At 41.7% G+C, this 14,556-nt stretch carries 11 protein-coding genes; 4 read left to right on the top strand and 7 right to left on the bottom strand.

All coding sequences use genetic code 11. From position 1 onward, the window contains the following. Positions 1–50: 50 nt before the first annotated feature. On the top strand, positions 51–536 hold the full coding sequence (locus tag D0907_RS19535; RefSeq protein WP_074988713.1) for a GNAT family N-acetyltransferase: 486 nt from the start codon (positions 51–53) through the stop codon (positions 534–536). A gap of 446 nt (positions 537–982) precedes the next feature. Here D0907_RS19535 and D0907_RS19540 read toward each other — a convergent pair whose 3' ends face one another. Next, positions 983–1,456 carry a tetratricopeptide repeat protein gene (locus D0907_RS19540; protein WP_036972309.1) on the bottom strand — a complete coding sequence of 158 codons (474 nt, stop codon included), beginning with the start codon at positions 1,454–1,456 and terminating at the stop codon, positions 983–985. A gap of 236 nt (positions 1,457–1,692) precedes the next feature. On the opposite strand from D0907_RS19540, the gene D0907_RS19545 reads away from it, so the two are divergent. Continuing rightward, a complete protein-coding gene (locus D0907_RS19545) occupies positions 1,693–1,911 on the top strand; it encodes a ParD-like family protein (protein ID WP_074988714.1) in 219 nt (72 codons plus the stop codon). Next, on the top strand, positions 1,892–2,683 hold the full coding sequence (map, locus tag D0907_RS19550; RefSeq protein WP_118845190.1) for a type I methionyl aminopeptidase: 792 nt from the start codon (positions 1,892–1,894) through the stop codon (positions 2,681–2,683). The genes D0907_RS19545 and map overlap by 20 nt, the downstream gene beginning before the upstream one ends. On the opposite strand, the gene D0907_RS19555 is transcribed toward map, so the two are convergent. From D0907_RS19555 to D0907_RS19565, 3 genes are all read right to left on the bottom strand, one after another. After that, a complete protein-coding gene (locus D0907_RS19555) occupies positions 2,680–3,141 on the bottom strand; it encodes a hypothetical protein (protein ID WP_036972305.1) in 462 nt (153 codons plus the stop codon). The genes map and D0907_RS19555 overlap by 4 nt on opposite strands. A gap of 127 nt (positions 3,142–3,268) precedes the next feature. Continuing rightward, positions 3,269–4,438, bottom strand: a complete 1,170-nt coding sequence (locus D0907_RS19560; RefSeq protein ID WP_244223161.1) for a BamA/TamA family outer membrane protein — start codon at positions 4,436–4,438, stop codon at positions 3,269–3,271. A 56-nt stretch (positions 4,439–4,494) separates the two neighbouring features. Beyond that, positions 4,495–5,289 (bottom strand): hypothetical protein, encoded by a 795-nt coding sequence (locus tag D0907_RS19565; protein ID WP_051501878.1) that lies wholly within the window; start codon positions 5,287–5,289, stop codon positions 4,495–4,497. A gap of 501 nt (positions 5,290–5,790) precedes the next feature. Here D0907_RS19565 and D0907_RS19570 point away from each other — a divergent pair. After that, positions 5,791–7,287, top strand: coding sequence for an arylsulfatase (locus D0907_RS19570; RefSeq protein ID WP_036972304.1), 1,497 nt, complete (start codon positions 5,791–5,793; stop codon positions 7,285–7,287). A gap of 55 nt (positions 7,288–7,342) precedes the next feature. On the opposite strand, the gene D0907_RS19575 is transcribed toward D0907_RS19570, so the two are convergent. The 3 genes from D0907_RS19575 to D0907_RS19585 form a co-directional block, all read right to left on the bottom strand. Then, complete coding sequence (locus tag D0907_RS19575; RefSeq protein WP_118845193.1) at positions 7,343–9,583, bottom strand: tetratricopeptide repeat protein; 2,241 nt, start codon at positions 9,581–9,583, stop codon at positions 7,343–7,345. Positions 9,584–9,715: 132 nt separating this feature from the next. Then, complete coding sequence (locus D0907_RS19580; protein WP_118845195.1) at positions 9,716–11,764, bottom strand: alpha/beta hydrolase family protein; 2,049 nt, start codon at positions 11,762–11,764, stop codon at positions 9,716–9,718. Positions 11,765–11,837: 73 nt separating this feature from the next. Further along, positions 11,838–14,459 (bottom strand): TonB-dependent receptor, encoded by a 2,622-nt coding sequence (locus tag D0907_RS19585; RefSeq protein ID WP_244223162.1) that lies wholly within the window; start codon positions 14,457–14,459, stop codon positions 11,838–11,840. Positions 14,460–14,556: the final 97 nt, after the last annotated feature.

The following is a 14,556-nucleotide window of genomic DNA, read 5'->3' on the forward strand; positions in this document are numbered from 1 at the left end:
GCGCTTTTTCTGCTATTAATCAATTATTAATAGCAGGGAGTAAGTTAATAATGATAAGAAATACGACAATAGATGATAGCGAAGCGATTGCTGAAATTTATAATTTTTATGTTCTTAATAGCACCGTGACCTTTGAAGTTGAGCCGGTTACTGGGGGCGAAATTGCAAAACGTATACAGGCCAGTCTTGATTCTCATTTACCATGGTTGGTTGCTGAGGTTAACGGCAAGATCATTGGCTATTGTTATTCAACACCGTGGAAAGCGCGTAAAGCATATCAACACTCCGTTGAAGTCTCGATTTATTTAGATGCGCAGTGTCAGGCACAGGGAGTGGGTACACAACTTTACACTGCACTTTTCACACATTTAAAGACGCGTAATCTGCATGCTGTTATGGCAGGTATTGCACTACCTAATGCTGCCAGTATTGCATTACACGAAAAGTTTAGTATGAAAAAGGTTGCACATTTTCAACAAGTTGGAAGGAAATTTGATGATTGGATTGATGTTGCATATTGGCAGGTTATTTTATAGCTGACATAAAAAAGCCCAGCGAACACACAAGCTAGGCTTTCGACAACAATATGGTTGAGTGACCACGTGTGCAGTCACTCACAATAAAAAAGCTTAGAGAACACACAAGCTAAGCTTTTGACAACAATATGGTTGAGTCACCGCGTATGCACTGACTCGGTATAAAAAAGCTTAGAGAACACACAAGCTAAGCTTTTGACAACAATATGGTTGGGTGACCACGTGTGCAGTCACCTGGAATAAAAAAGCTTAGAGAACACACAAGCTAAGCTTTTGACAACAATATGGTTGAGTGACTACGTGTGCAGTCACCCGGAATAAAAAAGCTTAGAGAACACACAAGCTAAGCTTTTGACAACAATATGGTTGAGTCACCGCGTATGCACTGACTCGGTATAAAAAAGCCCAGAGAACACACAAACTAGGCTTTTGTGACAACAATTAGGTTAAAGAGCTAAGTTTTGCTTAGCGCGGTTTAGGTTGTGATTAACTAAATCATTACCTGAGATTTTCACCGCTTCATAAAAATCTGCTAGAGCAGCCGTGTCGTTTTTCGACATAATGCGCGCAATACCACGGTTACTTAAAGCGAATGATGTAAGTTCACGGCGCTTATAGCCGCGTACTTCGCTTTTGTTAAGAAGCTCAATTGCTTCTGTGCAAAGTGATTCTGCGTGACTGAAGTTCTTTGACTTCACGCTTGCTGCACAACGATTAAATGCAAGTTCATATTGACGATTTAAGTCAGTTGATTGTGTTGTGTTTGCTAACACAGCATCATACTGGCCTTGCATAATGGCTTGCGATGAATCTGAGTCATTGATAACCATTAATTTATAGTCACTCTGATCAGCGATTGCGAAAGCTGAACAAGTAAGTAATGAGCTAAGGGCAAGTCGTTTTAAAAGTGGTTTAAACATGGTTAGTTTCCTCGTTAATCGCAGCATCGTTTGCTGATGTGTTAACTTTAGAGTAATCCATCTAAACCGACAAACGATTAAAATAAACCTGATAGATGAATTTTTTTAACTCATAGCCTGTTTGTGTAAAAGGGCGAGCGACTTGAGTGTGTTTGATTTAAAGGTGAAATAAATAACGCTTGCAATTTCATATTTTAAATATACGATCCGTATATGTTTTATATATTGGCGATGTGATGGGTATTGTTAAAATTAGTGATGAACTGCATGAAGAAATCCGTAAAGCAAGCACGGCGATGGTGCGTTCAATAAACTCGCAATCAGAGTACTGGATTAAAATAGGTATGTTAGCCGAGCTCAATCCAACCATGACCTACAGTGACATTATTAAAGAACAGTTACGGCTAGCGGATGTTGCTGTTAAGGAAGGAATCGATGAAAAAAGTGGTAATTAAAACACAGGACGAGCTGGCGCTCATGCGTGAATCGGGGCGCTTATTAGCCAAGGTGTTCGCGTATTTAGACCCTCATGTCAAAGCGGGGGTAACCACAATGCAAATTAACAACCTTGTTGAGCGCTATATTGTTGATGAATTGCAGGCAAGGCCGTCGAGCAAAGGCCAGTACGATTATCCTTATGTGCTAAATGCCTCTGTTAACGAGGTGGTATGTCATGGTTTTCCAAATGAAAAGTGCGTTTTAAAAGAGGGAGATATCGTCAATATAGATATCACACTTGAAAAAAATGGCTTTTTGGCAGACTCCAGTAAAATGTACATGATTGGGGCGGTTTCACCGCTGGCAACGCGTCTGGTTAATAAAACTCAAGAGGCGCTGTGGCATGCAATCAACATGGTAAAACCAGGTGTGCGGCTTGGTGATATTGGTAACGCCATTGCAAATTTTGCTCACCAACAAGGCTATAGCGTGGTGAAAGAATACTGTGGACATGGCATAGGGCAAGAAATGCATGAAGGACCCGATGTGCTCCACTATGGTAAAAAAAATACCGGATTAGTGCTTAAAGAAGGTATGACATTCACCATCGAACCTATGATAAATCAGGGAACGGCTAAAATAAAAACCAAACCAGATGGGTGGACGGTTGTTACTCGCGATAAAAAACTTTCTGCACAGTGGGAGCATACTTTGGCGGTGACACCTGCTGGTGTGGAGGTGTTGACCTTACGTGAAGAAGAGCAACACTTTTTAAATCGCCTAAGTTAGAACGACACTTCGGGTGTTGGCTCTTCGGATAACCAATTTAAGGCAGCCGTTTTTGATTTGAATATGTTCATTGTCATTCCGGCTTTTTTATATAAGTTGCGGTACGTTTCTCGGAGCAGGTTTGCGCCTTCAAGTTCATCTGAAATCACCAACGCGGTTTTTTTTGAGGCGACACCTTTACGTTTTAGTTCTGATAAATACACCATCAGTTTTTCAAGTGCCCCCGGTGTTGCCATACATGAGTTTTCAAATTCAACCAATTCATACCAGCCTCCGTAGGTATCAATCAATTTAGTAATGTAGGCTTGTTGAATAAATGAATGCGCGTCGATAATTTCTTCGTTAAACGGTCCAGTCGCTGTTGCAAAGAGCGTGTGCTGATGTTGATAAAACTCAACTAATCCATGAGGTTTAAAGTTTTTATACGGAAAATGTTTGGTCGAGGCTGTGCTGCGCATAAATTCAATCCCTGAAACACGAATATACTGATTTATTATTAGTTTATTGATAGTAGCAGTTAATTATCCAACTTCAACCTTTGTGATTACACAATTTTAAAACGTTAGATTTAAATATTAGGTATAACTACCATGTTGAACCCGCCTGAATATAGATAGCATTTTGTTCTGGGCCATGCGCTACATCTAAGCCAATACTGATACCATAATGCTCGTCAATTAAGTAACGAAAGCCCGCGCCTACTGTATTTACGGTGTCTGCTTTTGATAAGTCAGAAAAATTGTCGGCAGCCCAACCCATACCCGTGAATGCATTTAATTTTATTTTATGAGTGACCTTATAACTGGCTTCTGCTTCAGTGACAAATACATTAAGTCCTTGGTAACGCGTAGCCGATACACCGCGCAAACCAATACTGGGTGGAATATATACGGGTAAGCGTTTGTCGCCTCGGTTATTAACCGAATCGTATTGCATACGTAATGCAAAGTTAAACTTATCGGTATAACGCCAGTAATTAAGAGCGGTTAATTTTAAACTGGTGTAATCGACTTTACTGCCAATCGCCTCATCGAAATATAAGTACTCGGCTTTATAGTTAAAACCACGCTCAGGGTTAAGCGGGTTATCTCGGCTATCGTACTCTAATAAGGGGCCAATACCTGAAGTATTTACATCGAGTGAAAGGTGTTCTTTGATGATGCCATTCTCAAGCAAAAAATCTTCAATGGGGTTCTCTGCCAAGCTAATGTCCACCTGACGGTAAATTTGTTTGAAGCCATAAAAAAAGTTGCTGTCTTGATACCGAAGTTTTAAATTTTGAAATAGGGCAGGGCCTTCAATATTGAGAGAAAGTGGTGTAAGTAGTTTTATTTCATCAAAGGTGTAAAAGTCGAGGTTTATACTCGCCCAACCAATAATACCTTGGTAGCGAATACGGTCTTCATCCCAAAAGGTAATATGCCCAACAGCGGCTCCTTTGGTGCCATTTTTTGTGCCCATAAGACCCACTAAGCTGATGCTTTGTGGCAAGGTCGACCCTTCTTTTTTCTGCTTTTTTTTCTTCTTTTCGTTATCGTGAAAAAATAGCCCAACGACACCTAATCCAGGCCCGACGGCAGGCTCTGTAATAAAAGTTGGAATAGGTAAAAAAGAAATCGGTTCATCCACTTTTTGTTGCTGATTACTTAATTGCGTTTCTGCTGGCTTTATCGCGTAGTCATCATAGCTGGAAGCAACACTATGGGTACTCACGAACCATGCAGCCGCTAAATTTATTAGTACAACGTTTCTCACTTCTTTTTTACCTCAGTTTTGTGTTTTGCTTCCTTGGCGTTCGGTTATCAATGTTTTTATAGCTGGTAGTTAAACTCCAAGCGATGGTCACCGTCCATGAAATCGACATTTTCATTCCAGTTTGCAAAATACCGCAGATTCATGCGTGGATTAATTTGGTAACTTGCAGCAAATTCGTGGGTTAGGATATGACTTTGATCAAGGCCATAATAATGGTCTTTGTAGGTATCACTTCCTCCAATGGTTGTTAACCAGAAGGGGTTGTAGTTCAGCCAGATTTTGTCGGAGATAGTAACTTTCGCGTACATACCTATTAACCCATACGCTCCCATAATTGAGTAGCCACTGTCTCGAGAACCATCGTCCTCACGTGCATTTTCACCCAACGACGCACCAACCCCAGCTAATGGATAAAACGAGAAACGTCCCATAGGTTTGAGTGCCTTAATATAGCTGTAAGATACATCCATACTTTCGTCGGCAACCAAATTCGCATTCAGATTATAGGTTGCGTCTATTTGAGTGGCACTCATGGTGGTTAAATCAACAGAAAAATTACGGAAACGGAATGAATCGATTGAGTCTGTGGTTTTGCTATCACTGTCCCAACCTAATGTATCTCCGTAGATCCCTTTTACTTCAATGACATTCATTCCTGCGGTAGTTGCAATACCGGTGTCGTATGCTTGACCAATTTTAAGGTTGAGGCCTTTATTGGTAGCACCTATACCCACCTGCGTATATACAGCGAGTGGATCCGACATATCCTGTACTGCTTTTTCTTCAGCGGCAACCACGCTAAGTGGCACACTCAATGAGCATAAAAGAACAGAAAAGTACTGTGAGTTCATGTGTTGTCCTTACACAAAATAGAGATAAAAAATAGGTACTTTAAGTACTTATAGTCTATTTGCTCGATGAGTTCAATAATCGAGCTGATAAAGTTAGTCGGTTACAAGCGAAGCATGGGATAGATCAATTTAGGGCAATTTATTCATGTAAAGAGCGTAAAAAAACCAGTAAAAATCCCCTCACCACACTGCCTACACCAGAGCCTTAAGTGCACGTTTAGCCGTTTATAAATTTACAAATAAGGGCTGCTAGCAGCGATATCCACTGTGCTGTGTCCTTCATTTCATACTTGATTGCTTATTTGGTTGCTGAATAGGCATTTCTAAATATTTAAAAGTTAATAAAATCAACTTATTAATAATGGCTGTGTGGGTAAAAGAAAAGTTGATTTAAATCGTGTTTGCCTAATTTAGAAACTAGAAATGGTGGCTTTTTCATCTATACTGATTGTTGATTCATCATGAGACTATGATGTTATTAACAATGAAAAAGGATGATTTATGAAAAAACTACTCGCGGCGGCTATTTGCAGCTTGGTGTCCACCGTAAGCCTTGCTGCAGATAAACCAAACGTGTTGGCCATTATGGTTGATGACGTTGCCCCAATTTCACTTAGTGCATATTCGCATGGTATGACTTACCCGACCCCAAACATCGACCGAATTGCTAATGAGGGTGCGCTTTTCACAGATCATTATGCGCAACCGAGTTGTACAGCAGGGCGAGCGGCATTTTTAATGGGTCAGTTACCAATTCGTACAGGTTTAACAACGGTAGGCCAGCCCGGTAACCCGTTAGGAATTAAAGAAGCCGATCCTACATTGGCTGAATTCTTAAAAGACCGTGGTTACATGACTGCTCAGTATGGTAAAAATCATTTAGGCGATTTGGATGAACACTTACCAACTAAGCATGGCTTTGATGAGTTTTACGGTAACTTGTATCATTTAAATGTTTCTGAAGAGCCAGAACAAGCTGATTACCCTAAAGATCCGAAGTTTATAAAACAGTTTGGGCCACGAGGGGTTATTGAGTCATATGCTAATGGTAAAATTACGGATACAGGACCACTGACGCGTAAACGAATGGAAACGTTTGATGAAGAAGTGTTAGAGCGTTCGCTCAATTTTATGGAACGCGCTGTTAAAGCTAAAAAACCATTCTTTATTTGGCATGCCACTAGCCGCATGCATGTTTATACGCACTTAAAACCAGAAAGCCGTCATTTAGCAACCGATATTAGCTCGGAAGAAGATATTTTTGGTAGTGGTTTAATGGAGCATGATGGGCATGTTGGCAAACTGCTGGACAAACTGGATGAGCTAAAAATTGCAGATAACACCATTGTTATTTATACCAGTGACAATGGTCCAGAGCAATCAAGTTGGCCTGATGCAGGCACAACCTCGTTCCGTGGTGAAAAAATGACAACCTGGGAAGGGGGTGTTCGCGTCCCATTTTTGGTTCGTTGGCCTAACAAAATTCCGAAAGGCTTAAAGCTCAACGGTATTTCATCACATGAAGATGTTTTTCCGACTATTGCCGCTGCGCTCGGTGAGAAGAACTTACGTGAGAAACTGAAAAAATCAGATAAAGTTTATATCGATGGTGAAAATAACCTTGATTACTGGACTGGTAAGGCTGATAAATCTGCGCGTAACTTTTTCTTTTATTACTATGAGTCGCAGTTAACTGCTGTTCGTTTTGGCCCTTGGAAAATGCACTTTGCAACGAAGCCAACCGGTATTTACTACGATGATATGATCACTCACAGTATGCCCAAACTGTTCAACTTACGTAAAGACCCTTTAGAGCATTACGACGGGGTAACGGGTTTTCACCAAATCATGCGTAAGAGTTGGTTATTGCAACCTATTATTGCCAAGTTAAATGAGCATGTAAAAACGTTTGTTGAGTTCCCGCCTCGCCAAGAAGCAGCCTCACTGAATGTAAACGAAGCAATAGAAAAAGCGAAGTCATTAAATTATGGCCACTAAAGCCAAACAGAGTCTGTAATAAATAGGGCCTTTTTAGGCCCTTTTTATGGCGTGTTTATTTACCAATACTGTTCATCATTTCTAGTTGTTGAATAAACTGTTGAACTTGCTGATTGCCCGGTACAAGGCGCGCTAAGTTTCGTGCATAGAAGAGTGCTTGAGCGTAGTTTTCTTCACCAGCATACCACTGGGCTAAACTGTAACTGATGTCTGGGTTATTTGGTGCGAGTGTGAATGCATGTTCAAGGGCCGAAATGGCATGTGGCATGTCACCTAAGTCTTGCAACAACAACGCATAAGTAAAAGAGTAATTGGCATTGTTTTTTGCAAAATTAGCGGCATTTTTTAAGTGACCTAACGCAGCCTCTTTTTGCTTGGTGCGAATTAAGCTCATTGCCAATGCATAATGCAAATCGGCACTTTCATTATTTACAGCTAAGCCTTGTTTCAAGGTTTTCTGGGCGGCCTCCTCATTTCCTTGATTCCGATATAAGTCGGCTAAGTTAACATAGGCAGGTGCAAAAATTGGCTCAATGCTGATTGCTTGCAGATAATGTGCTTTGGCTTCCTCTGGTTTTTGTAGAGTAAGGGCGAGATTACCTAAGTTGGTATGTGCGTACCCGCGCTCAGCTTGATACAGCTGGGTTTGTTTATATTCATTAAGGGCTTTATTCAGGCGCTCAGAGTCTGGTTCATTCAATCCACTTGGAAAAGCCTCCATTAGCATAGGCGCTAAGGCGCGGGCTGCTTCTGCTCTTATGGGAAGGTGCGTGTCATCAAGCAGTGGATTGAGCATTCGCCAGCGTTGGTTGATGTCAAAAGGCATTGCCGCTTCAATAGCTGCTTGGCGTTTCAGCGGCTCAGGATCTTTTACTGATCGCGCAATCGCAACTACGGCATTGTTATCGGGGCTGCTTGCTAAACGGCTCAGTGCCGATGCGCGAATAATGTCAGGAAATGATTTGTCTTGCACAATTTTTGTCAGCATGGCTGATGCATTGGGTAACCCATTATCAGCGACATGGAACGCCTCTGAAAAGTGCTCTTTGCCTAAATGTGCTGAATTTGGGTGCCAGTTTCGTATCTGCTTTACTGCCCACTGAGGTGTTTTATCTTCATGGCAGCTATTACAGGCATTGGGTGCATTGGTTTTAAGAGTTAGGTCTGGACGAGGTACGCGAAAACTATGATCGCGTCTGGCATCAACTTGCATGTACGTAGTAGCGGGCATATGACAATCAACACATTGGCTACCTTCACTTTCGAGTTTATGACCGTGGTGCTCGGGTGTATCGAAATCGACTTGGCTGTGACACTGTGTACAGGTTTGGTTGCCGGGTAGTTTTAGCTTTCCTGAATGCGGGTTATGGCAATTACTACAGGTTACGCCTGCATTAAACATTTTACTTTGTAAGAATGAGCCCCACACATAATTTTCATCCCACACTTGGCCATCAACATGATAGAGCTCAGGCGTAAGCAGCGATCCGCGAAAATCCTTTAAAAAGCTATGGGGATCACTTCGGTCGTTAAGTTGCGAACGACGAGCATGACACGTTGCACAGACTTGAACTTGGTCGCTTTTTACGAGAGGTTGCACGCTTTTTATGCTGCCGTCTTTTTGGGTAGTGAACAACGGCGTTTGTGTATTTATATTGTTAGCAAAGCCTTTATCTGTTCTTTTTTTATCACCATTTGCCCATTTTAAGTGTTCAGTTGTATCGCCATGGCACGCTTTACAGCTGACGTTGATAGCGCTGTAGGTTGAATTAAAGCGGTTGGTGTTAAGATCGAATTGCTTTTTAAATTCAGTTGAATGGCAATCGGCACACATGTGATTCCAGTTTTGTCCTTTTTGTGACCAGTGAAATAAATCATGTTGTTTTTGCTCTGGATGAAGCACAAACCAGCGCTGCCCGCCGTTTTCCTTACTACGAGAATCCCACGCAAACGGAAAAAGCTGAATGTGGCCTCCTCCCATATCAAACATATATTGCTGCAGTGGCTCGTAACCAAATGTATATAAAACGGGATAGTCAGTCAGTGTGCCGTTAAGGTTTGGCATAGCAATAAATAGCTGTTGGTCGCGTGTATAAAAGCGTGTTTTTTGATCTTGGTATTCAAGTGTTTGATCATCAAAGTTGCCAAGCACTGTGGCCGGTGTGGCTTTTTCCATTGCATGAAAATGGTGTGATGTTTGCCAATCCTCGACCTGACTTTGATGACAATTAATACACGCAGGTTCTGCGAACACTTTCACAGCAACGAGACTGATAAAAATCCAGATTAGGCGCATCACTGAACAATTCCTTTTTATTTTTTTAGTAAACCTATTAATGAGTTATATCAGTTTGAGCTGCATAATCAAAGTACAGTATTAAATTAAAAACGCCCTGCTTTTTAAGGACAGGGCGTTTAGGGAAGTGCTTTATTCTGCTGCTTGTTTACGTGCTTTTAATTTTGCAGCATGGTCAATTTCAAATTCAGGCATGTCTTTATTACCCTTCATTAAATAGTTATCCATCCAGCGCATTAATCGTAAGCTGTAATCGTATTGAGCAGCCACTTTTCGGTTGCCGTGGCCTTCGCCTGGGTAATACACCAAACGCACATCTTTACCTTGTACTTTCATGTAGCGATATAGCTCCATTGATTGAGCAGGGTGTACGCGAGGATCATCTTTACCGTGCATAATAAGTAGCGGTGTTTTAGATTGACCAGCCCAATATATTGGGCTGCGCTCTAAGTACCACTGCCATTTATCCCACGGGTAAGAACGCGCGTGAACAAGGTTCATTTCATTCGAAATATCAGTTGTACCAAACTTAGAGAGTTGATTTGAAACACCCACAAACATGACGCTGGCAGCAAAGTGCTCGGTGAGCTTAGTTGCAGCCCATGCAGAGGCATAACCACCGTAAGAGCCACCGGTAATACCCACACGTTTGCTATCAACTAACCCCATTTCAACTAAATGGTTTTTAAAGTCGACAAGGTCATCAAACTCTTTACCTGCATAGTCGTTTTGGCCAAGCTTAGAGTAGTCAACCCCTTTACCTGTTGAACCGCGGTAGTTTGGATAAAACACTGCATAGCCGCGTGCTGCACCCATTTGCCCTGGGCGAGAGTAATTGGTTAACCAGCCATTTTTGTCATGACTTTCAGGCCCACCATGCACCGACATAATGAGTGGGTAACGGGTTCCTTCTTGGTAATCTAGCGGGTAAATTAATACCCCTTCAATGTCTACACCGTCGCGCGCTTTTAGCGAGATAGTCTCTTGTTTTGCAAAGCGTTTATCGCTCAACCAGCTGTTTGAATCGGTTAAGCGGGTGGCTTTATTACCGCGAATAATAAAGACTTCGTTCGGGTGCTGCGCCGTATTAGCGCGAACAGCAAGTGTTTTGTCTGAGTCAGATACGCTTAGGTTTGTGGCAATAAATTTGCCTTCTTTGATAATCTTTTTGTACTTATTGCTACCCGTTTTAATACTCGCAATAAAGCTTTCAGTGCCCACATTGGCTATAAAATTAAGTGTATTGCGTTTATGAGACCATTCAAAGTCAACAACATGCCCCATAAAGTTTGGCAGCCACTCAGTGATTTCGGCTGTATCAGTGTCGGCTATAAATAAGCGACCTGTGGCTGGGTCGTGTTTGTCTTCGGCCCCTAAAATAGCAATATATTTACCATCGGCAGACAGCTCAGCATCGCCTAGCTTGCCTTCTGTTTTAAAAGACAGAGTGACTTCATTGCTTGCAATATCATACAAGTGCCACATTGATTTAGTGTATTTATCATCAATAAGCGCTGTTGGTTGGGTTTTAACAAGTAGTTTTTGACCATTTGCAGACCAATTCATATCACTGACGTAGTCATTTACATTCAGTGCTGTAGGCTTTAATGGGGCGTTAGAGTTCGCTAAATCGACAATAAACAGCGCTTTATTATCCAGACCTAACTCATAAACTTCAGCCATAAAACCAAGTTTTTTTAGTTCTTTTTCAGACTTGTCTTTTGCTGGTAATGCCAAAATAGCCACATGTTGGTTATTTGGGCCTAATTTATAGCTTGAAATAGATGTGCCTTTTAACGACAACACTTTTTGCGCTTGGCCACCATCAACAGGGATTTGGTACAGTGAGGTGTATTCGTCATCATTCAATTTAGCTAAAAAGTACACCGTTTTGCTGTCGTTAGACCATTGAATGCTTTTGATATTGACCTTACCTGTAATGTAAGGACGTTCAACGCCTTTGTCGTCAACAATGAAAAGCTCACTGTAATTGTGGCCATTTTTATCTTTATATAATGTGCGCGGGACCGAGCGTGTAAAGGCAACATTATCGCCATCTGGGCTGACACTGGTTTGAACGACAGATTGAATCAATGGGATATCATCAATCGTGATAGTATCGTTGGCTACAGCAAATGTGCTAGACAAACCAACGGCTAAGGCTAAAACTGACTTTAGCATAGTGTTTTCCTTCGCTTGTTTTATTATTGTCACCGATTATAGCAATATGAAACAGGATTAGTAACGAATGCGGTTAATGACTATACCGAATGCCTAAATAGAAGCGACGACCATTTTTGTATATGCCTGTTGGAGCATATTGATTGCGCTCATAGGTATAGGTTGTTTCATTGGTGAGATTGATAGCATCAAAAATAATATCAAACTGTGTTGTCAGCTTAATAGTTAAGTTACCATCGAGTTGCCCAAAATTGTCCATCATGGTCTCGCCAACGCCGGTGGCGAATTCTGTACGGTAGTTATAGGCAAGGCGACTACTGATGAGTTCATTCTCATAGTAACTAGTTAAATTTATTGTGTGTTTTGAAGTACCGGGTATTGCATTAATGCTGGATGCATTGCGCTTACTACGCTCTCCATCTACGAAGGTGTAATTAGCAATGACACCAAACCCATAAAACAGCTCTTGCTGATAACCCAATTCAAGTCCACGAATCGTGCCGCCGCTTCCATTTATGGGCCTATCAATGGTCATGGCGATATTTTCATGCTCCTCAATGCTTCTTTTAAACTCAACAAACGATTCAACATCTTTATTAAATAGTGCGGCTGATAAAAGCCCCGCATCTGCAAAGTACCATTCTAGGCTAGCATCAAATTGGTTGGCTCTATAAGGGTCTAGATTAGGGTTACCGCCTTGGCCTTGAGCTTGTGTTACGTTGTAGTTAGTAGAAGGCATTAAGTGATTATATTGTGGGCGTGACATAACTCTAGCAACACTAAAGCGGGTGACAATATCGTCGTTAATATTAATGTTTAAATTTACACTGGGTAATAGATCGGTGTAATTTTTTTGATGTGTTTGCCATTGATAGCTGTCTGGGAGTTCAATAGGCGATGCAATTCGTTGATAGGCAGCAGCGTCTTGCTGCGTGTTTACTGCTCGAAGTCCTAGGTTTGCGCTATAAGAGTCACCCGATAAGTTTAATTTAACATAACCCGCCGTTGTTCTTTCTTGGATATCAAACCGACTGGCTTTTTCTTCTTGTTGTTCGAATTCAAGTGTATTGAATTGCTTGGCGAGAGAATCAATATCTGCATAGCTGTATTTTTTCAAGGTGTGTTGATCGCCAATCCCCGCTAAAAAGTCAGTAGGTATGGTTGCGGGAAAATCAGCTAAGGTCCACCCAAGTTGCTCTGTCAGCGCATCATAAGAGCCATTTATAGAACGCAGACGAATAAAATCACGTTGATGGTCACGGTATTTCACGCCAAACTTGACCGAAGAAATAATTGAGTGATCAATCGCACGCTCAAAGTCGCCTTGCAGATACAGCTCTTGATCGGTTGAATCTTGGCTATCGTTTCTTGCTTCTGTCAATTGCCATTGTTGAGCATCGAGTGGGGAGGTTGCGTATTCAGCAATGATGTTTTTACGTTGTCGAGTATCAACCGTGTAGGCTGTATTGGCTGAAAACTGTGATGTGTAATCTTGTTTTGAACCGCCGCCACCATGTGTAAAACCAATCTGGTAGGTGTTTTGCCATAAATCGGCTTGCTGTGAAACAATCAACTGCATACTACTGGTATCAATTTGTGACTCGCGCCAGATGGCTTCCATCGCGGTACTGTGTGGCTTGGACTCATCGGTTACTGTTGAATAACGAGCAAAGGCTAAGGTGTTGTCGATAATGTCAGCATTATAAACGCGTCCTCCTCTGGCGAATACGCTGCTTGGTTGCCATAAAAAGTTTTGGTTACTGTTATTGGCATCAAGTACAGAATACAACCCGTTGAGTTGAATATTCCAATCAAAATTCATTTGATGCTCAAAGGCAAATGTTGCGGTTGTTAATACACGACGTTGTTGAAAGAGTGCTGAACCGCCGCCGCCTGGTGTCCAAATATGATTGATATCGGCCATTTTATCGCTTGGGCTTAGACTAAGGTCGTCATTCTTCTGAAAGTGTTGTTCATGCCACCCCCATGACTCTAATCCATCGCGGCGCAGCAATCGGTCATTGCGGGTAAAAGTGAGTAATAAACCACTTTGTTCAGACTTGTTTTTCCAATTATAAAAACTAGCAAACTGCGGGTCGAACTCGCCAGAAAGGTCGTTATATTGCAGTTGAGAATTAATCACAAAGTGTTTATTAGGCGTTTGTAAGGGTCGCATTGTTTTGATATTAACGGCGCCACCTAGCGATCCTTCATCATGATCTGCTTGTGGGGTTTTATACACTTCAAGTGAGGCAACTAAGTCTGCTGGTAGTAGCGTGTAATTAAACCCACGGTTTGGCTGAGACGATATCCACCAATCGGCAGAAGCGATAGATTGTCCATTGAGGTAAGTGCGGTTTTGCTCGGGTGTGGTCCCGCGAACGCCGACTCGCTCACCTTCTCCTTGGATCCGAGAAAGTGAAATTCCGGTCACACGTTGGAGTGCCTCAGCGACATTTTTATCAGGAAATTTACCGATATCTTGCGCACTAATTGTGTCTATAATTGAGTGACTATTTCGTTTATCATGGAGCGACTTGACAGCGCTGTCATGAAAGCCCCGAATTTGAATAGTTTCTAATCCGTTCGTTGCATCATTGTTTGATTGAGCAGTAGCCAACTTCGAGCCGGATAGACATAACATAAAACTAGAATAGGTAAATAGGGTCATAAAATTGAGCGTTTTAAAAGCCATGCTAAATCCAACTAAGCGGTTAATGTGTTCAAAGACTCGCTGCCTAACAATGTGATCAAGCGCTTGGGGCTGTTGTTTGTTCCCAATTTATACTTTA

Source organism: Pseudoalteromonas lipolytica (assembly GCF_003515105.1).
Classification (GTDB): domain Bacteria; phylum Pseudomonadota; class Gammaproteobacteria; order Enterobacterales; family Alteromonadaceae; genus Pseudoalteromonas; species Pseudoalteromonas lipolytica.